The 18,211-nt window shown below is 73.8% G+C and carries 19 protein-coding genes; 13 read left to right on the plus strand and 6 right to left on the minus strand.

The window, feature by feature from the left end; all coding sequences use genetic code 11:
* Positions 1-13: 13 nt before the first annotated feature.
* Both CCE02nite_RS07850 and CCE02nite_RS07855 read left to right on the plus strand, forming a co-directional pair.
* Positions 14-1,333, plus strand: coding sequence for an aspartate kinase (locus CCE02nite_RS07850; protein WP_141389092.1), 1,320 nt, complete (start codon positions 14-16; stop codon positions 1,331-1,333).
* A 14-nt stretch (positions 1,334-1,347) separates the two neighbouring features.
* Positions 1,348-2,466 (plus strand): aspartate-semialdehyde dehydrogenase, encoded by a 1,119-nt coding sequence (locus CCE02nite_RS07855; RefSeq protein WP_141389093.1) that lies wholly within the window; start codon positions 1,348-1,350, stop codon positions 2,464-2,466.
* A 143-nt stretch (positions 2,467-2,609) separates the two neighbouring features.
* Here the strand turns inward: CCE02nite_RS07855 and CCE02nite_RS07860 are convergent, their stop codons facing one another.
* The 3 genes from CCE02nite_RS07860 to CCE02nite_RS07870 form a co-directional block, all read right to left on the minus strand.
* The gene (locus tag CCE02nite_RS07860; RefSeq protein WP_174774900.1) at positions 2,610-3,809 is read right to left on the minus strand and encodes a Fic family protein; all 1,200 of its coding nucleotides are present in this window, start codon (positions 3,807-3,809) and stop codon (positions 2,610-2,612) included.
* A 217-nt stretch (positions 3,810-4,026) separates the two neighbouring features.
* Entirely contained in the window at positions 4,027-4,434 is a 408-nt protein-coding gene (locus tag CCE02nite_RS07865) for a VOC family protein (protein ID WP_141389095.1), read from the minus strand.
* A gap of 126 nt (positions 4,435-4,560) precedes the next feature.
* Positions 4,561-5,238 carry a hypothetical protein gene (locus CCE02nite_RS07870; protein ID WP_141389096.1) on the minus strand — a complete coding sequence of 226 codons (678 nt, stop codon included), beginning with the start codon at positions 5,236-5,238 and terminating at the stop codon, positions 4,561-4,563.
* Positions 5,239-5,440: 202 nt separating this feature from the next.
* Here CCE02nite_RS07870 and CCE02nite_RS07875 point away from each other — a divergent pair, with 202 nt between their 5' ends.
* The 6 genes from CCE02nite_RS07875 (at position 5,441) to CCE02nite_RS07900 (ending at position 10,507) form a co-directional block, all read left to right on the plus strand.
* Entirely contained in the window at positions 5,441-5,860 is a 420-nt protein-coding gene (locus tag CCE02nite_RS07875) for a GntR family transcriptional regulator (RefSeq protein WP_141389097.1), read from the plus strand.
* Between the two features lie 5 nt (positions 5,861-5,865).
* The gene (locus tag CCE02nite_RS07880; RefSeq protein ID WP_255318710.1) at positions 5,866-6,864 is read left to right on the plus strand and encodes an ATP-binding cassette domain-containing protein; all 999 of its coding nucleotides are present in this window, start codon (positions 5,866-5,868) and stop codon (positions 6,862-6,864) included.
* Positions 6,861-7,652 (plus strand): hypothetical protein, encoded by a 792-nt coding sequence (locus tag CCE02nite_RS07885; protein ID WP_141389098.1) that lies wholly within the window; start codon positions 6,861-6,863, stop codon positions 7,650-7,652. The genes CCE02nite_RS07880 and CCE02nite_RS07885 overlap by 4 nt, the downstream gene beginning before the upstream one ends.
* A gap of 87 nt (positions 7,653-7,739) precedes the next feature.
* Complete coding sequence (locus tag CCE02nite_RS07890) at positions 7,740-8,795, plus strand: ABC transporter ATP-binding protein (RefSeq protein ID WP_141389099.1); 1,056 nt, start codon at positions 7,740-7,742, stop codon at positions 8,793-8,795.
* Positions 8,792-9,598 carry an ABC transporter permease gene (locus tag CCE02nite_RS07895; protein ID WP_141389100.1) on the plus strand — a complete coding sequence of 269 codons (807 nt, stop codon included), beginning with the start codon at positions 8,792-8,794 and terminating at the stop codon, positions 9,596-9,598. The genes CCE02nite_RS07890 and CCE02nite_RS07895 overlap by 4 nt, the downstream gene beginning before the upstream one ends.
* A gap of 174 nt (positions 9,599-9,772) precedes the next feature.
* Positions 9,773-10,507: a glutamine amidotransferase gene (locus tag CCE02nite_RS07900; protein WP_141389101.1), complete on the plus strand. Its 735-nt coding sequence runs from the start codon at positions 9,773-9,775 to the stop codon at positions 10,505-10,507.
* A gap of 52 nt (positions 10,508-10,559) precedes the next feature.
* On the opposite strand, the gene CCE02nite_RS07905 is transcribed toward CCE02nite_RS07900, so the two are convergent.
* Both CCE02nite_RS07905 and CCE02nite_RS07910 read right to left on the minus strand, forming a co-directional pair.
* A complete protein-coding gene (locus CCE02nite_RS07905; RefSeq protein ID WP_141389102.1) occupies positions 10,560-11,501 on the minus strand; it encodes a sulfite exporter TauE/SafE family protein in 942 nt (313 codons plus the stop codon).
* A 214-nt stretch (positions 11,502-11,715) separates the two neighbouring features.
* Positions 11,716-12,174, minus strand: coding sequence for an RrF2 family transcriptional regulator (locus CCE02nite_RS07910; protein WP_141389103.1), 459 nt, complete (start codon positions 12,172-12,174; stop codon positions 11,716-11,718).
* Between the two features lie 114 nt (positions 12,175-12,288).
* Here CCE02nite_RS07910 and CCE02nite_RS07915 point away from each other — a divergent pair, with 114 nt between their 5' ends.
* Together CCE02nite_RS07915 and CCE02nite_RS07920 are read left to right on the plus strand one after the other, a co-directional pair.
* The gene (locus CCE02nite_RS07915; protein WP_170227253.1) at positions 12,289-13,089 is read left to right on the plus strand and encodes an alpha/beta fold hydrolase; all 801 of its coding nucleotides are present in this window, start codon (positions 12,289-12,291) and stop codon (positions 13,087-13,089) included.
* Positions 13,089-14,654 carry a SpoIIE family protein phosphatase gene (locus tag CCE02nite_RS07920; protein ID WP_141389104.1) on the plus strand — a complete coding sequence of 522 codons (1,566 nt, stop codon included), beginning with the start codon at positions 13,089-13,091 and terminating at the stop codon, positions 14,652-14,654. The genes CCE02nite_RS07915 and CCE02nite_RS07920 overlap by 1 nt, the downstream gene beginning before the upstream one ends.
* On the opposite strand, the gene CCE02nite_RS07925 is transcribed toward CCE02nite_RS07920, so the two are convergent.
* Entirely contained in the window at positions 14,628-15,125 is a 498-nt protein-coding gene (locus CCE02nite_RS07925; RefSeq protein WP_141389105.1) for an NUDIX hydrolase, read from the minus strand. The genes CCE02nite_RS07920 and CCE02nite_RS07925 overlap by 27 nt on opposite strands.
* Positions 15,126-15,498: 373 nt before the next feature.
* Between CCE02nite_RS07925 and CCE02nite_RS07930 the strand changes: the two genes are divergently transcribed.
* The 3 genes from CCE02nite_RS07930 to CCE02nite_RS07940 all read left to right on the plus strand — a co-directional run bounded on the left by CCE02nite_RS07930 (position 15,499) and on the right by CCE02nite_RS07940 (position 18,125).
* Positions 15,499-16,602 carry a 3-deoxy-7-phosphoheptulonate synthase gene (locus CCE02nite_RS07930; RefSeq protein WP_304363327.1) on the plus strand — a complete coding sequence of 368 codons (1,104 nt, stop codon included), beginning with the start codon at positions 15,499-15,501 and terminating at the stop codon, positions 16,600-16,602.
* Positions 16,603-16,699: 97 nt separating this feature from the next.
* The gene (sigK, locus tag CCE02nite_RS07935) at positions 16,700-17,338 is read left to right on the plus strand and encodes an ECF RNA polymerase sigma factor SigK (RefSeq protein ID WP_255318711.1); all 639 of its coding nucleotides are present in this window, start codon (positions 16,700-16,702) and stop codon (positions 17,336-17,338) included.
* The gene (locus CCE02nite_RS07940; RefSeq protein ID WP_141389108.1) at positions 17,331-18,125 is read left to right on the plus strand and encodes an anti-sigma factor; all 795 of its coding nucleotides are present in this window, start codon (positions 17,331-17,333) and stop codon (positions 18,123-18,125) included. Before sigK ends, CCE02nite_RS07940 begins: the two co-directional genes overlap by 8 nt.
* Positions 18,126-18,211 lie beyond the last annotated feature (86 nt).

The raw sequence follows: 18,211 nt of genomic DNA on the forward strand, positions 1-18,211 counted from the left end.
GATGGAGCAGCACGTGGCACTTGTCGTGCAGAAGTACGGCGGTTCGTCGGTATCGGACGCCGAGAGCATCAAGCGCGTGGCCAAGCGCATCGCGCAGACCAAGCGGGCCGGTCACGACGTCGTCGTCGTGGTCTCGGCGATGGGCGACACGACGGACGAGCTCATCGACCTCGCGCAGCAGGTCACCCCCCTCCCGCCGCAGCGCGAGATGGACATCCTCCTCACCGCGGGCGAGCGCATCTCGATGTCGCTGCTCGCGATGGCGATCAACAGCCTGGGCGTCAAGGCGAAGTCGTTCACGGGCCAGCAGGCCGGCGTCATCACCGACGCCGTGCACGGCAAGGCGCGCATCGTCGACGTCGTCCCGCACCGCATCCGGGAGACGATCGAGCGGGGCCAGGTCGCGATCGTCGCGGGCTTCCAGGGCGTCACGCAGTCGACGAACGACGTGACGACGCTCGGCCGCGGCGGGTCGGACACGACGGCCGTCGCGCTCGCGGCGGGCCTCGACGCCGACGTGTGCGAGATCTACACCGACGTGGACGGCATCTTCACGGCCGACCCCCGCATCGTGCCGAGCGCGCGCAAGATCGACCGCATCACGTACGAGGAGATGCTCGAGATGGCGGCGAGCGGGGCCAAGGTCCTCGCGCTGCGCTGCGTCGAGTACGGCCGCCGGTACGGCGTGCCGATCCACGTCCGCTCGTCGTTCAGCGGCAAGGAGGGCACGTTCGTCAGCGCGAACGCCTACTCCGCGGCCCGCCCCGCCGACGCCGCCCCCAGCTCTGCAGACCTTCCCGAGGAGACCGTCATGGAAGACCCGATCATCTCCGGCGTCGCGCACGACCGCAGCGAGGCCAAGATCACCGTCGTCGGGGTGCCCGACGTGCCTGGGACGGCCGCGCGCATCTTCGAGGTCGTCGCGGGCTCGGGCGTGAACATCGACATGATCGTGCAGAACGTCTCGGCCGCCCGGACGGGCCTGACCGACATCTCGTTCTCGCTGCCCGAGGGCGACGGCCCGGCCGCGATGTCGGCGCTGTCCGCGCTCCAGGGCGAGATCGGGTTCGACTCGCTGCAGTTCGACGACCAGATCGGCAAGCTCTCGCTCGTCGGCGCGGGCATGAAGTCGCACCCGGGCGTCTCCGCCAAGCTCTTCGGTGCCCTGCGCGACGCGGGCATCAACATCGAGATGATCTCCACCTCGGAGATCCGCATCTCCGTCGTGACCCGCGAGGACTCGCTCGACGACGCGGTGCGCGCCGTGCACACCGCCTTCGAGCTCGACGCCGCCGACGGCGAGGCCGTCGTCTACGCCGGCACCGGCCGCTGAGAGGACGAGGAACCATGAGCACCGAGAACCGTCAGGGCCTCACCGTCGCCGTCGTCGGCGCGACCGGCCAGGTGGGCGCCGTGATGCGCCGCCTCCTCGACGAGCGCGACCTCCCCGTCGCGAGCATCCGCTACTTCGCCTCCGCGCGCTCCGCGGGGTCGACGCTCCCGTGGCGCGGGACCGACGTCGTCGTGGAGGACGTCGCCGCGACCTCGACCGACGACCTGCGTGGGATCGACATCGCCCTGTTCTCCGCGGGCGGCGCGACCTCGAAGGCGCAGGCGGAGCGCTTCGCCGAGGCGGGCGCCGTCGTCATCGACAACTCGTCCGCGTGGCGCATGGACCCCGACGTCCCGCTCGTCGTGTCCGAGGTCAACCCCACCGCGCTGCGCGAGGCGCGCAAGGGCATCATCGCCAACCCGAACTGCACGACCATGGCCGCGATGCCCGTGCTCAAGCCGCTCGCGGACGCGGCCGGGCTGGAGCGCCTGATCGTCGCGACGTACCAGGCCGTGTCCGGCGCGGGTCTCGCCGGCGCGGAGGAGCTGCGCGCCCAGGCCGTCGCGGGCGCTGCCGCGGAGGGCACGGGGGCCGGGCTCGTCGGGCTCGTGCACGACGGCGGCGCCGTCGCCCTCCCCGAGCCTGCGGTCTTCCCGCGCAACGTCGCGTTCAACGTCGTCCCGCTCGCCGGGTCGATCGTCGACGACGGGCTCGAGGAGACGGACGAGGAGAAGAAGCTCCGCAACGAGTCGCGCAAGATCCTCGGCCTGCCGGAGCTCGCGGTCGCCGGGACCTGCGTGCGCGTGCCGGTGTTCACCGGTCACTCGCTCGCGATCCACGCCGAGTTCGGCGCCGCGATCACGCCCGACCGGGCGCGCGAGCTCCTCGCGGCCGCACCGGGCGTCGCGCTCGCGGACGTCCCGAACCCGCTCGAGGCGGCCGGCAAGGATCCGTCGTTCGTCGGTCGCGTCCGCACCGACCAGTCCGTCCCCGGCGGACGCGGCCTCGTGCTGTTCGTGTCGAACGACAACCTCCGCAAGGGCGCCGCGCTGAACGCCGTGCAGCTCGCCGAGCTCGTCGCGCAGGACCTCGACGCCGTCCGCGGGGCGTTCACCCCGGCCCTCGCGAAGTAGAGCCCCGGTACCGCGAGGTAGAGCCCTGGTACCGCGAGGTAGAGCCCTGGTCCTCGACCAGGGCTCTACCTCGTTCGCCTTCGTGCCCGACGCCCGGGTGAAAATCGTCGGGCATCGCACCGTCTCGGCGCGACCGGTGGCATCTACGTGGGGCGGCTCAGCACCTGGAGCACGCGGGGAGCGAAGAATCGGCGCTTGTAGGCGTCGGGATCGACGACGTCGAGGATCCCCAGCTCGACCAGCTGGCCGACAAGCTTGTTCGCCCGGCCGTACGAGATGCCGAGCTCGGCCTCGACCTTGCGCACCGTGAACGTCGGGTTGGCCACTGCGAGATCCACGAGCGCGTGTGCGGAGTCGGCGCGCAGGGGCGACGCACGGATGACGTCCTTCAGTTCCGTCTGCACAGCGACGAGCGCGACCATCTCGTGCCGTGTCGTATCCGCCGCCTGCCGCAATCCTTCGGCGAAGAACCGGAGATAGGAGTCCCAGTCGTCGCGAGCGCTCACCCCGAGCAGGCGGTCGTAGTACTGACCGCGACGCGCCTCGAACCAGGGGGAGACGGTGAGGGTGGGTTCCACGAGGACGCCGGTGCTCTGGAGATGGAGGACGATCAGGAAGCGACCGACGCGTCCGTTACCGTCCCGGAACGGGTGGAGAGTCTCGAACTGGTAGTGCGACATGCCAGCCGCCACCACTGGATCGATCTGCCCACGGTGATCGATGCGCATCCAGTCCACGAGGTCACGCACACCGGCTTCGAGCTGGTGTCCACCGGGTGCGGGGACGAACCGCGCGGCTTCGACCGGGAATCGGACCGAGGCGGCGTCCTCGCGCCGCCCGATGACGACCTGCCCGTCGCGGATCCGGCCGGACTGCGACTCGAGCGGCGTGCCCGCCATCAGGATTCCCTGTAGCTCGCTGAGCATGGTGACGGACACCGGCCAGCCGTCGGCGATGCGAGCAAACCCAGCGTTCGCCATGCGGACGTAGTTGAGGATCTCGACGAGCTCGGCGGAAGGGGGATCGTCGTCGTCCGCGGTGAACACCTCGGCGAGAGGGGCGTAGGTTCCCTCCAACGCGGAGGTGCTCTGCGCCTCACGGCGAAGTGTCGGCAGGCGGAGCAGCGTCGGCTCAGGGAGCTGGCGACCAGTGCTGTCGAGCGCAGCCAGAGCGGCGCGGGCATCCGCGACGGCCAGGTACGTCGGGGGCGCGAGATCCGGCATGGTCATCGACAGCGGTTCAGGGATGAACGCCTTGTGCTCCCACGAACCCAGCACAGGGTCACTCCCGCGGATCGTGACAAGTTCCCCCGGTGAGCTGTTCGAGAACATGGTGAGGTCCACCATGTCACTCTAGAGCGCGATGAGTGACATAGCGCGGGAGTTTGTGTTCCTGTGGATCACGCAAGAGAGCCTTCGACGCCAGCCTGGCGCTGGCGCTGGCGCTGGCGCTGGCGCTGGACGTCGAGGTCGACAAGCCTGCGTCCGTCCCGTACTGCGCCATGTCGTGCAGACGCCGCCGGGGCCCTCCCGCGGCGGCGTCGTGCTGATCGGCCCGGGCTCAGCCCCCGACCAGGCGCGCCATGTTCTCGCCGTCGGCGAGGCCGACGATGTTGCCGGCGGGGTCGGTGAACCAGGCCCCGTCGCCGCCCTCCATGAACCCGCGCACGATGCCCTTCTCGTCCTGGTCGAACCCTTCGTAGCGCTCGAACGTCACGCCCTTCGCGGTGAGCTCGTCGACGACCTGGTCCACGTCGTCGACGGTGAGGTGCATGACCGTGAAGGCGGCCGGCCGATGGTCCTCCTTCGGGTAGACGAACACGTCCGAGCCGCCGCCCAGGTGGAGCACCAGACCGCCCCCGTCGTCGAGTGCGGTGACGGGGAGCCCGAGGGTGCCTCCGTAGAAATCGCGCGCCGCGTCGAGGTCGTCCGCCGAGAAGCTGGAGAACCCGCGCCGAATGGTGACCATCGTCGTCTCACTCCTTCGTGACCGCCGGCGGCCGGAGGGCGTGACCCGCCGCGGACGCCGGATCCTTCCAGGGTCCCACCGACGGGCCGCGAGGGATACCGCTCAGGGCGGGTGAACGGTCGGCGGTCAGGGTGCGGCGCGGCTCCCGAGCGTCGGGGCGAGCAGCCACAGCGCGGCCGCGGCGAGCACGTGCCAGACGGCGTGCCCCTGCAGCGTGACGCCGAGCGGACCGCCCGCGTCGCACAGCGGCCACCCGGGGCGGCTGAGCGTCCCGACCCCGCCGCCCACGGCGAGCAGCACGAGCGCGGTGACGGTGCGGCGTCGGACGGCGGGGCGACGCCACGCCCGCAGGGCGCTCGCGCCCACGGCCACGACGGCCGCGACCACCTGGGCCGTGGTCGACCACGGGGGCGCCACGGCGGCGAGCACCACCCCGAGCAGCGTCGGGGCGAGCCACCACCAGGTCCGCAGCCGACGGCCCGCGAGGTCCGCGACGGCGTCGGCCGCGACGAGCGCGAGCGCGCCGAGCAGCGGCGGGTCGTGTGCGACGGGGTCCCACGTGGGCGACGGCCCGTGCTGGACCACGGACCCCGCCCCGATCAGGGCGACCAGGATCCCGAAGGCGACGCGCAGGCGCGTGGTCGCTACGGCGTCGGGCCGGGGCGTGCCCGACGACCGCCCTCGGCGGGGGCGCAGCGCCGCCACCACGACGGCCGCGCCCGCGACGACGAACGCGAGGCTCGTCCAGGTGCTCAGCGGCTCGGCCCACGGCGTCCCGCCCGCGAGCTCGCATGCTGCGTCCACACCGCCTCCCGCGAGGTAGAGCCGTGGTCACTCCCCAGGGTGCCTCCTCACACGACCAGGCCTCTACCTCACGAGACCAGGGCTCTACCTCGGCGTACCAGGGTTCTCCCTCGCGCGAAGGGGTTGCGGGATCGGATGCATCTATGGTTCATTAGTTGAGTAATGAACCGCAGAACGCGCGAGGCGGGAGAGGATGGGGCCCATGTTCGACGGACCGGAGCCCATCTACCTCCAGATCGCGCAGATGATCCGGGCACAGGTGCTCGCGGGCGAGCTCGCGGAGGAGGAGCAGGTCATGTCGACGACGCAGTTCGCGACGACGTTCCGCATCAACCCGGCGACGGCCGCCAAGGCGTTCGCCGGCCTGGTCGACGAGGGCGTCCTCTACAAGCGCCGCGGGCTCGGCATGTTCGTCGCCCCGGGGGCGCGCGAGCAGCTCCTCGCCGACCACCGCGCCCGCTTCTTCGACGAGGTCCTCGCGCCCGCGCTCGCGCAGGCCGACCTCCTCGACATCCCGACGGCCGAGATCGTGGACCACGTCCTCGGCCGGTCGCGCCCCGCCGGTCCCGTCACCGGCGGCGCGCCCAGCACCGGCCCGACCACCGACCCCACCCCGAGGTGAGACCCGTGACCGCCCGGCCCGCCCGCCGCACCACCGCCGACCAGAAGCCGTCCGCCCGGACGTCGACCCCAGCCCCGGAGCCCTTCGCCGTCGAGGTGCGCGACGTCGTCGTGCGCTACCCGCGCAGCGACGACGTCCCCGCGCTGGACGGTGCGACGCTCACCGTCCGCCCCGGCGTCATCACCGGCCTCCTCGGCCGCAACGGCGCGGGGAAGACGACGCTCGCGGCCCTGCTCGCGGCGTTCCGCCGGCCCACGGCCGGGACGGTGCGTGTCGGCCCGGAAGGCGAGCTCGAGGACCCGTTCGAGAACGTGTGGGCGACCATGCACACGCAGCTCGTCCGCGAGAGCGGCGACGTGTGGGAGACGGACAAGGCGCGCGACACGCTCGAGTACTACGCCGACCTGCGCCCGCACTGGGACGCCGACCTCGCCGCACGCCTGCTCGACGAGCTCGAGGTGGACGTCCGCAAGAAGCCGACCGAGATGTCGCGCGGCAAGCGGTCGGCGCTCGGCGCGGTGATCGGGCTCGCGTCGCGCGCGCCGCTGACGATCTTCGACGAGGTCTACCTCGGCATGGACGCGCCGAGCCGCTACGCGTTCTACGACGCGCTCGTCGCCGACTACGCCGAGCACCCGCGCACGATCCTGCTGTCGAGCCACCTCATCACCGAGGTGGAGCGGCTCTTCGAGGACGTCGTGATCATCGACCGCGGGCGCGTCCTGCTCGCCGAGAACGCCGACGACGTCCGGGCCCGGGGCGTGAGCCTCACCGGCCCGGCCGAGGTGGTCGAGCGGCACGCGACCGGTCGCGAGGTGCTCGCGCGACAACGGCTCGGCGGCACGGCGCAGGTGACGCTCTTCGGCACGTTCGCGGACGACGAGCGTGCTGCCGCGGTGGAGGCCGGGCTCGAGGTCGGCGCCGTGCCCGTGCAAGACCTGTTCGTCCACCTGACGCGCAACGGGCGCGCGGGTTCCGAGGCCGAGACGCAGGAGGCGCGATGACCGCCGCGACCGCGCGCCCCGCCGAGCGCCGCGCCCTCGAGTCCGCCGCCCACCGGCGCGGCGTCAACGCCGTCGCCTGGTACTTCATCGTCGGGACCTGGTACGTCGGGGTCTGGTTCTGGGCCATCGCGCTCGCCGTCGGAGCGCTGATCCTCTGGATCATGATGCGCAACGACGAGGTGAACATCGAGGCCGTGGGCGGCGTCGCGGGCTCGGCGAAGTTCTTCCTCTTCGTGATGGGCATCATCCTGCCCCTCATGACGATCGCCGTGCACGTCGCGTCGGGCGGCACGCGCCGCTCCTACACGCACGGGCTGTGGATCGGGGCGGCCGTGTCGGGCATGACGTTCGGCGTCGCGACGGCGCTCGTGAAGTGGGGCGAGTGGGCGCTGTTCCGCCGCGCAGGGTGGCCGGCCGAGCCCCAGCTCGGGCAGCTCTACGGCGACGGCTCGCAGGTCGGCCTCGTGCTGCTCGTCGAGGGGCTCTTCTGCGTCGTGTACTACCTCGCCGGGATGGTCGTCGCCGCCGGCTTCTACGGGTTCGGGTTCCTGCGCGGGGTGCTCCTCGTGCTCGCGTCGCTCGTGCCCGTGGTGGTCAGCGAGATCTTCCTGCGGTCCGGCTTCTTCGGCCACGCGCTCGCGCGCGTCGTCGGTCTCGACGGCACCCCCGTCGCGCTCGCCGTCCTCGGCGGGGTCGTCGGGGTCGTGCTCGCCGCCCTGCTCCTCCGCCTCGTCCTGCGGGGCGTCGCGATCCAACCGGTCGAGTTCGCCGCCAGCGCGAGCGCCTGACCGGCCCGCAGCACCTCCCACACCGAAGCCCTCCCGGGCGGCGCGCCGCGCCGTCCGTGGGTGGCGCACACCCTCCAGGAGGCCACCATGAGCACCGCTCCACCGCCCACCGGCGCCGCGACCTCCGCGTCGCCCGCCCCGACCGCCGTCGCGCAGGCCCAGACCGCGCCGGTCGTCGAGGTCCGGAACCTGCGCAAGACCTACCCGGGGCCCCGTGGCTCCGACGCCCGCAAGGTCGCCGTCGAGGACGTGAGCCTCACCGTCGCGCCGGGCGAGATCTTCGGCGTCCTCGGCCCGAACGGTGCGGGCAAGACCACGACGGTCGAGTGCCTCGCCGGCCTGCGCGAGGCGGACGGCGGCGTGATCCGTGTGCTGGGGGTCGACCCGCAGGCCGACCCGGCCGCGGTGCGCGACGCCGTCGGCGTCCAGCTCCAGGAGGCCGCGCTCCACGAGAAGATCACGGTCGAGGAGGCGTTGCGGCTCTTCGCGTCGTTCTACGAGGCGCCGTCGGACGTCGAGGAGCTGCTCGACCTCCTCGATCTCGCCGAGCACCGGCGCGTCGCGTTCGGCAAGCTCTCGGGCGGGCAGAAGCAGCGCCTGTCGATCGCCCTCGCGCTCGTCGGCAACCCGCGCGTCGCGGTCCTCGACGAGCTGACCACCGGCCTCGACCCGGCCGCCCGCCGGGCGACCTGGGAGCTCGTCGAGCGCGTGCGCGACCGGGGCGTGACGATCCTGCTCGTCACGCACTTCATGGAGGAGGCGGAGCGACTGTGCGACCGTCTCGTCATCATCGACGGCGGCCGCGTCGTCGCGCAGGGCACGCCCGCGGAGCTCATCGAGTCGGTCGACACGTCGCGCACGGTGCGTCTGCGGGTGCCCCCGGCCGACCACGACCTGGCGCTCCACACGCTCGCCGGCCTGGCCGACGTCGAGCACGTCGAGGTGGACGGGCGCGAGATCGAGGTGACCGGGACGCGCCGGGTGCTGCTCGCCGTCGTGCTCGCGCTCGCCGAGCAGGAGGTCGTGCCCGACGACGTCCGGACCGTCACGCGGACGCTCGAGGACGTGTTCGTCGCCGTGACCGGCCGGACCTACGACCACGCCGCGGACTCCGCGGTCCCGCACGAGGGAGGCGCACGATGACCGCCGCGACCACGACCCTGACCCGCGTCCCCACCGCCCGCTCGGGGTGGCGGGGCTTCGGGACGCTCCTGAGGACCGAGGCCCGCCTGTTCCTGCGCGACGGCACGGCCGTGTTCTTCGCGCTCGTGTTCCCCACGGTCCTGCTCGTCGGCGTCGGGCTGGCGATCCCGGGCATGCGGGAGCCGATCACGGGGGCGGGCGCGCCCTGGGACGGTCTGACGGCGATCGCGACCTACGTGCCGATCGTCCTCGCCGCCGCGGTCGCGACGCCCGCGCTGACGACGATGCCCGTGACGTTCGCGACCGCCCGCGAGAAGGGGCTGCTCCGTCGGCTGTCGACGACGCCGATGCGCCCGCAGGGCGTCGTCGTCGCCCACCTGCTCATCAACCTCGGCGCGATCGCCGTGTCCGCGGTGCTCGCGCTCGTCGTGGGTCAGGTCGTGTTCGGCCTCGCCGTGCCCGTCAGCCCGCTGACGGTCGTGCTGGCCTTCGTGCTCACCGTCCTGTCCATGCTCTCGCTCGGCATGGTCGTCGCGGCGGTCGCCGCCAAGGGGAGCACCGCGTCGGCGATCGGGAACCTCGTCTACTTCCCGATGCTCTTCCTCTCGGGCATGTGGACGCCGGGGCCGATCATGCCCGACGTCGTGCGGGACATCGCGCAGTTCTCCCCGCTCGGGGCCGCCGCCCAGGCGATGTCGGCGGGCTGGTTCGAGACGGAGGTCCCCACGCTCCAGCTCGTCGTGATGGTCGCGTGGACCGCCGTGCTCCTCCCGCTCGCGGTGAAGCTCTTCCGCTGGAGCTGAGCCTCAGATCGCCCGCGAGCCCGGCTCGCGGGCGATCTCGGCGAAGGCGCGGCACGGGGCGGGCGACGTCGCCGCCGCCCCGGTCGGCGGGCTCGACGACCGGGGAGGACGTCCTCGGCGCGGACCCGTCGCCACCGCGGGCGTGGTGGTGGCGGCGCACCTAGCGTGACGCGCATGAGGCCGTTCCTGCTGCTCGCGTCGCGTGCGGAAGACCCTGCCGCCGACGGTGAGCACGCCGCCGTGCTCCGGTACTCCGGGCTCGGCGCGGACGCGCTCCACCGCGTCCGGATGGAGGCCGGGCCGCTGCCGGCGATCGACCTCGACGCGTACTCCGGCGTGATCGTCGGCGGCAGCCCGTTCGACTCGTCGCTGCCCGAGGCGGACAAGTCGTCGACCCAGCGGAGGGTCGAGCGCGAGCTCGCGCCGCTCCTGGACGAGATCGTCGAGCGCGACGTCCCGTTCCTCGGCGCGTGCTACGGCGTCGGGACGCTCGGCCTGCACGAGGGCGCCGTGCTCGACGACACCTACGCCGAGCCAATCTCGCCCGTGACGATCCGGCTCACCGCCGAGGGGCGGGCCGACCCGCTGCTCACCGATCTGCCGGACGCGTTCGAGGCGTACGTCGGGCACAAGGAGGCGGTGCGGGAGCTGCCGTCGCACGCGGTGCTGCTCGCGACGTCGGACGCGTGCCCGGTCCAGATGTTCCGGGTCAAGGAGAACCTCTACGCGACGCAGTTCCACCCCGAGCTGGACCTGGAGGGGATCCTCACGCGCATCGGCGTCTACCGCGACTACGGGTACTTCCCGCCCGAGACGGCGGGCGACGTCGAGGCGACGGTCCGCCGCGGTGACGTCCGTGAGCCGCACCGCATCCTCGCGGCGTTCGTCCGCCGCTACGCGCGCGACTGACGACCAGGCGGCCGTCGCTGCGCGGCGAGGGTCAGCAGTCAGCAGTCAGCGGTCAGCGGGCGACGGGCTCCGGCTGCGGCGCGGGAGAGTCGGCCGGCGTGCCTGCCGCAGTCGTCGCCGCCTCGAGCGCGACGGCGCGGCGGTGGGCCCGGACGGACCACGCGACCGCTGCGGCCCACACGACCGCGACGAGCCCGAGCGCCACGCTCTGGACGGCGCCGCTCGCGTCGACCCAGTCGGAGCGCAGGAGCGTGCGGACGTTGGTGAGGACGATGACGCCACCGACCGCCGACCCGAGGATCCGGGGAGGCAGGAGCCGCACGAGCCACGCCGCGATGGGCGCCGCGACGAGGCCGCCGAGCAGCAGCGCGCCCACCCACAGCAGGTCGATGCCCTGCGAGCCGAGCGAGACGAGGAAGCCGAGCGACGCGGCGATCGCGACGAGGAACTCGCTCGTGTCGATCGACCCGATGACCTTGCGCGGCTCGATGCGTCCCGACGCGAGCAGGGCCGGCGTCCCCACCGGGCCCCAGCCGCCGCCGCCCGTGGCGTCGACGAAGCCCGCCACCAGACCGAGCGGAGCGAGGAACCGCTTGCGCAGCGGGAGGCCCTGCCGGCCCTTCGGCAGCCCGACGAACGTGAACCGCGACAGCACGTACACACCGAGCGCCAGGAGCAGCAGCGACATCACCGGCGCGGCGACCTCCGTCGACAGGTTCGACAGGAACGTCGCGCCCGCGAACGCCCCGATCGCGCCCGGGACGCCGATCCGGAAGACGACCTTCCAGTCCACGTTGCCGAACCGCCAGTGCGCCGCTCCCGACGCCAGCGTCGTCCCGATCTCCGCCAGGTGGATCGTCGCCGACGCCGCCGCGGGGTTCGTCCCGATCGCGAGCAGGAGCGTCGTCGACGTCACGCCGTACGCCATGCCGAGGCTGCCGTCGACGAGCTGCGCACCGAGGCCGACGAGGGCCAGCAGGATGAGGGTCCGCACCGCGTCTCCTTGCTCGGGTGGCCGGGGCTGCCCCGACGTGTCCTGACAAGGTTGACCGAACGAGTCCAGTATGTGAAGCGCCGACCACATCGTGGGCCAGTGTTAACGGGCTCGTCCCTCGCGTCCCGCGGACAGGGTCGAGAAGTGAGCCTCCGCCCCGAGATCGGCCGGATCAGGGGCGGAAGCTCACTTCTCGACCCGGATCACGAGCAGGTCAGGGGTTTTCCCAGGCGTCGGCGCGGGCGGCCAGGGCGTGGACGTCGTCGGGGAGGTCGCGGCGCACGACGTCGTCGATCGTGACGCGGTCGAGCACGTCGCGGACGCTCGCGCGGAGCGCGACCCAGACCTCGAGGAGCGCCGCCGCGGAGCCCTCGTACTCGAGGCTCGGGGGACGCTCGTCGCGCACGGTGACGAGCGGTCCGTCGACGGCGCGGAAGACGTCGGCCAGGGTCACCTCGGACGCGGGGCGGGCCAGGCGGTGGCCGCCGGAGCGACCGCGGACGCTGGCGACGATGCCGGCCCGGCGCAGGTCGCCGAGGATGCGCTCGAGGAAGCTCACGGGCAGGCCCTGGCCCGTCGCGAGGTCTTCCGCCCGCACGGGGTCGCCGTGGGGTGACGCCGCGAGCTCGGCGCACGCCCGCACGGCATAGTCAGCCTTCGCCGAGACACGCATGAGGACATTGTGCCGTGCGCGGGGTGGCGGACCGCCGTGCCGGGCCCGGGCGCGAACGATCTCACCCGCTGTGGCCCTGCTCTCCCGTTCGGGTTCCCCTCTACGCTGTGACCCGTGGACGTGCGCGAACGCAACAACGTGCGTGTCGCGGGGCCGTCGGACGCACCGACGATGGTCTTCGCGCACGGCTTCGGTGGCGACCAGTCGATGTGGCGCTTCGTCGCGCCGGTCTTCGCGGCGGACCACCGGGTCGTGCTCTTCGACCACTCGGGGTGCGGTGCGTCCCACCCGGCCTCGTGGGACCCCGCGCGGCACGGAGAGCTCGCGGGGTACGTCGCGGACCTGGTCGAGATCGTGGAGGACGTCGCGGACGAGCCCGTGATCCTCGTCGGCCACTCGGTGAGCGCGGTGATCGCGCTCCTCGCCGCGGCGGACCGGCCCGACCTCGTCGACCGCCTGGTGCTCGTCGGGCCGAGCCCCCGGTACATCGACGACGAGGGATACCGCGGCGGGTTCTCCGCGGAGGAGATCGACGAGCTCCTCGAGACGATGGACGCGAACTACCTGGGCTGGACGCAGGCGATGGCGCCGGTGATCGTCGGGAACCCCGACCGCCCGGCGCTGGGCGACGAGCTCGCGGAGGTCTTCCGCCGGAACGACCCGGCGATCGCCCGGCAGTTCGCGCGCGTGACGTTCCTCGGCGACAACCGGGCGGACCTGGCGCGCGTGCGGACGCCGAGCCTCGTCGTGCAGAGCCGCGAGGACGTCATCGCCCCGCAGGCGGTAGGTCGGTACGTGCACGAGCACCTGCCGGCGAGCGAGCTGGTCGTCATCGACTCGGTCGGGCACTGCCCCAACCTCTCGCACCCGGCGCTCCTCGTCGGGGCGATGCGGGACTGGCTCGGGGGCACCTGATGGTGATGTCGCGCGGCGAGCGCTGGGTGCTCGCGCCCGTCGCGCTCCTGCTCCTCGACGCGGAGGGGCGGGTGCTCGACGCGAACGACGAGCTCCTGCGGATGCTGGACGTACCGGACGTGGAGGCGGTCGCCGGGCGGCGGCTCGCGGACCTGCTCACGGTGGGCGGCCGCATCTACTGGGAGACGCACCTGGGCCCGCGCCTGCACATCGAGGGCCGGGTCGACGAGGTCGCGGTCGAGCTGCGCACGCCGCGGGGGCGCGAGCCGGTGCTGCTCACCGCGATCGGGCGCGAGGTCCGGGGCGAGCGCCTCGTCGAGGTCGCGATGCTGGGCGCGCGCGAGCGGTCCCGGTTCGAGCAGGAGCTGGTGGGCGCGCGGCGCGCGGCGGAGGAGGCTGAGCGCCGCGTCCGGCTGCTGCACGGCATCGCTGCGGACCTCGCGAGCGTCGCCGGTCTCGACGGCGTCGCGTGGGTGCTGCTCCGGGCGGCGGTGACGATGCTCGGGGCGGGCGACGCGGCCCTGTGGACACCCCAGGAGGGCGGACCGCTCCGACGCTGGGGCGGTGCGGCGGGGGTGACCGCGCCCACGATCGACGAGCTGGCCGAGGCGGGCGTGCGCGCGGACGGGACCGTCGTCGTCCCGCTGCGCACGGCCGGGGCGCTGCTCGGCGTCCTCGCCCTGGAGCCGCGCCGGGCGGCGGGCTCGGAGCCGGTCGACCTCGGCACGGCCGCCGCGGCCGGGCAGCTCGCGGCGCTCGCCCTGGCCCGGGCGACGACCCACGAGCAGAGCGTGTCGGTCGCGAGCGAGCTCCAGGGCGCGATGCTGTCGGACGGGATCGTCGCCGACCCGCACGTGGAGATCGCCGCCTGCTACCGCCCTGGTGTGCACGACCTGCAGGTCGGCGGTGACTGGTACGACACGTTCCGCGTGGCACCGGACATCGTCGCGCTCTCCGTCGGGGACGTGGTGGGGCGCGGGCTCAAGGCCGCGACCGCGATGGGGCAGCTGCGGACGGCGGTCCGCGCGGCGTCGGACACGGGCCTGCCGCCCGAGGAGGTGGTGGAGCGGCTCGACCGGTTCGTCGACCGGACGGGGACGGGCTTCATGGCGAGCCTCGTGTACGGGGAGCTCGAGCTGCTCGAGGGGGTGCTGCGCTACACGTGCGCCGGTCACCTGCCGCCGCTGCTCGTCCGCGCGGACGGGTCGGCGGGCTACCTGTGGGAGGCGCGGTCCACACCGTTGGGAGTCCGGGGCACGACGCCGCGCGTCGCCGACACCGTCACGCTCGCCCCGGGCGACCTGCTGCTGCTCTTCACCGACGGCGTCGTCGAGCGCCGCGACCGGCCGCTCGCGCTCGCGCTCGACGAGCTCGCGGAGATCGTCACGAACGCGCTCGGGGCCGGGCTGAGCGGCGCGGAGCTGCTGGAGGCGGTCGTCGCGCGCGCGCCCGAGGACGACGACGCGTGCCTGCTCGCGGTGCGCTGGCTCGGACCGGAGGCGTCGGGCGTGCCCGCGACGGAGACGTCGCGCGTGGCGTCAGCGGACGAAGAACGGGCCGGCTGACGGGTCGGCGAGCCGGCCCAGCGCGTGGCCGAGGCGCTCGACGCTGGAGCGCGCGAGGTCGTCGGGCAGGTCGTCCGGGGCGAACCATGCGACCGCGAGCGACTCGTCGTCCGCGACGTGCGCCGCCGCCGCGGCGGCGGGGGACACGGGTCGGCACAGGAACGCGAGGTCGAGGTACTGCGACCGGTCGCCGTTGGGGTACTCGACCGGTTCCGTGACGGTCACGGCGACGAGCACGTCCACGACGACGTCGACCCCCGTCTCCTCGCGCACCTCGCGCACGAGCCCGACCGCGGGGTCCTCGCCGGGCTCGAGGATCCCGCTGATCACGGCCCACTGCCCGGTGTCGGCGCGCTGCCCGAGCAGCAGGCGGCCGTCGTCGTCCACCACGACCGCCGACACGCCCGGCATCCACAGGAGGTCGGTCCCGATGCGGGAGCGGAGCGTGGCGACGAACTCGGGGATCGGCATGTCCCGAGCCTAGGTCGTCCGACCGGCAGGTGAGACGCGCCGTCCGACCCTCGGAGGGCCTGTGCTACGGTCACCTCGTGACTTCTCAGTGGTATTGGCGCTTTACGCAGGCTCCCGGTGGGGCCGTGCGGGCGCTCGCCTGACCACAGATCACCACCCGGAGCCAGCACAGGGCCTTGGACGCGGACCGCGTCCGGGCCCTTCGTCGTGAGACGGGCCGCTCCGGGACCACGGGCGGCAGCAGGCCGGTGGAGCGCCGCTGGGCACCCGACTCACGGCGGTCCCAGACCCCCGCCGCACAGACCAGGAGCCTCCCGTGACCAGCACGACCACCCCGCCCGAAGCCGCGGCGTCCGACGCGTCGACCGAGCGCGTGACGAGTACCGTCGACCCCGTGGACAGCCCCGAGCTCCAGGCCCGCACGAGCGACCTGCGGGTCCGCGCGCTCGACGCGCTCCCCGCCCCGCGCACGATGCTCGCCGACCTGCCGCTCGGCGCGACCCGCAGCGACCTCGTGACGACGTCGCGCCGCGAGGTCCGCGACGTCCTCGCGGGCGACGACGACCGCCTGCTCGTCATCGTCGGCCCGTGCTCGGTGCACGACCCCGACGCCGCGCTCGAGTACGCGGGGCGCCTGGCCGCCGTCGCGCACGAGCTCGCGGACGACCTCATGATCGTCATGCGCGTGTACTTCGAGAAGCCGCGCACCACGGTCGGTTGGAAGGGCCTCATCAACGACCCGCACCTGGACGGGTCGCACGACGTACGCCACGGCCTGCGCCTCGCGCGCGAGGTGCTGCTCGGCGTCCTCGACGCCGGCGTCCCGGCCGCGTGCGAGTTCCTCGAGCCGACGAGCCCGCAGTACATCGCCGACGCCGTGTCGTGGGGCGCGATCGGCGCGCGCAACGCCGAGTCGCAGGTGCACCGCCAGCTCGCGTCGGGCCTGTCCATGCCCGTCGGGTTCAAGAACGCGACGGACGGCGACGTGCAGATCGCGGTCGACGGCTGCATCACCGCCGCGAGCGAGCACACGTTCTTCGGCATGGACTCGCTCGGGCGCGCCGCCGCCGTCGAGACCGCGGGCAACCCGGACTGCCACGTCATCCTGCGCGGTGGGCGCTCGGGCCCCAACTACGGGGCCGACGACGTCGCGGCGGCGCTCGCCGTCGCGCGCACCTCGGGCCGCGGCGGGGTCACGGAGCACGGGCTCGTCGTGGACGCGTCGCACGGCAACTCGGGCAAGAGCCACGTGCGCCAGGCGGAGGTCGTGCGCGAGGTCTCCGCACGCCTGGCCGAGGGCGAGCAGGGCATCACGGGGCTCATGATGGAGAGCTTCCTCGTCGCCGGGGCCCAGAAGCCCGCGCCGAGCGGCCTCGTGTACGGGCAGTCGGTCACCGACGCGTGCATCGACTGGGAGACCACGGCCGACCTCCTGCGCGAGCTCGCGGGCGCGGTCCGCTCCCGGCGCGCGCTCTGACCGGTGCCGACGGGACCGGCACCCATCCGTCCGCACGTCGGCGCCGAACCCAGGGTGTCCCGGACGGACCGGGACGGTGCCGGCGACGGGAGGTCGCGTGCCGAGAGCCGTGGTCGACGCGCCGCAGCGCGTGCGGGAGGCGCCCGTGCTGCACACTGACCGGGTGCCACCTCCCGTGACGACGAACCCGGCGGTCGACGCCGCCCTCGCGGCGTGCGCCGACGGCGACCCGTCGGCGTTCGCGCCCGTCTACGACGCGCTCGCGCCGGTCGCCTACGGCACGTGCCTGGGGATCCTGCGGGACCCGGACCACGCGGCGGAGGTCGTCCAGGAGGTGATGGTCGAGGTGTGGCAGACGGCGGAGCGGTACGACGCGACGCGCGGCTCGGCGCGCACGTGGGTCGCGACGCTCGCGCGGAGACGGGCCGTGGACCGCGTGCGCGCCGAGCAGGCGCGCCGCGACCGGGACCAGCGCGACGTGGACGCGTCGACGGCCGCGGCACCGCGGGACGTGGTCGTGGAGGACGTCGAGCGGCGGCTGGAGGGCGCGGCCGTGCGGCGTTGCCTGGACTCGCTCACGGCGACGCAGCGGGAGGCGGTCGTGCAGGCGTACTACGGCGGTCTCACGTACCGCGAGGTCGCCGAGCGGCTCGACGCGGCCCTCCCGACCGTGAAGTCGCGGATCCGGGACGGGCTCCTGCGTCTGCGTGACTGCCTGGGGGTGCGCCGTGGCTGACGAGACCTCGCCGCGCGGGGCCGGTGCGGACGACCTGAGGGACGTCCGCGACCTGCTGCCCGCCTACGCGCTCGACGCCGTGGACGACGTCGAGCGGCGCGCCGTCGAGCGCCTGCTCGCGGCCGACCCCGACGCGCGTCGGGAGCTCGACGAGTACCGCGACGTCGTGGCGGCGTTCGCGGTGGAGAGCGCCCCGCCTCCCGGGCTGCGCGACGCGGTGCTGACCCGTGTGGCCGCGTCCGCCGGGACGGACGAGGCGCCGCGTACCGGGACGGACACGTCCGCCGGAGAGGGCACGGGGGACGGCGTCGTCGTCGACCTCGCGGCCGCACGCCGCGCACGCCGCCGACGCTGGACCGGGCTCGCGGCGGCGGTGGCCGCGGTGGTCGCGGTGGCCGTCCCGACGACGGTCGCGGTCCGCGCGACGCAGGAGCAGTCGCGCCTGGAGGCGCAGGCGGACGCGATCGAGCGCATGCTCTCCGACCCCGACGCGACGATCCTGCACGGCGACGTGGCGGGCGGCGGGCAGGCGTCCGTCCTCGCCGCGGGTGACGACATGTTCTTCCGCGCGTCCGACCTGCCCGACGCGGGCGACGACCGCGACTACCAGCTCTGGGTGGTCGAGCCCGACGGCGCCGTCGTCTCGGCGGGCGTCCTCGACGTCCAGGACGGCAGCACGTCGCGGCTCGTCCAGGGCGAGCCGGGCGTCGGCATGGCCGTGACGGTCGAGCCGGCGGGCGGCTCGGAGCAGCCGACGGCGGACCCGGTGGTCGCGCTCGTCGGCTGAGCGACACGGCCCGGAGGGGTCGGGACGCGCGCGAGAAAACTCGTGCCGATCCCGACCCATCCGCCCGGGGTCGCGCTCCGAACCCT

The organism is Cellulosimicrobium cellulans (assembly GCF_006539945.1).
In the GTDB taxonomy this organism is placed as follows: domain Bacteria; phylum Actinomycetota; class Actinomycetes; order Actinomycetales; family Cellulomonadaceae; genus Cellulosimicrobium; species Cellulosimicrobium cellulans.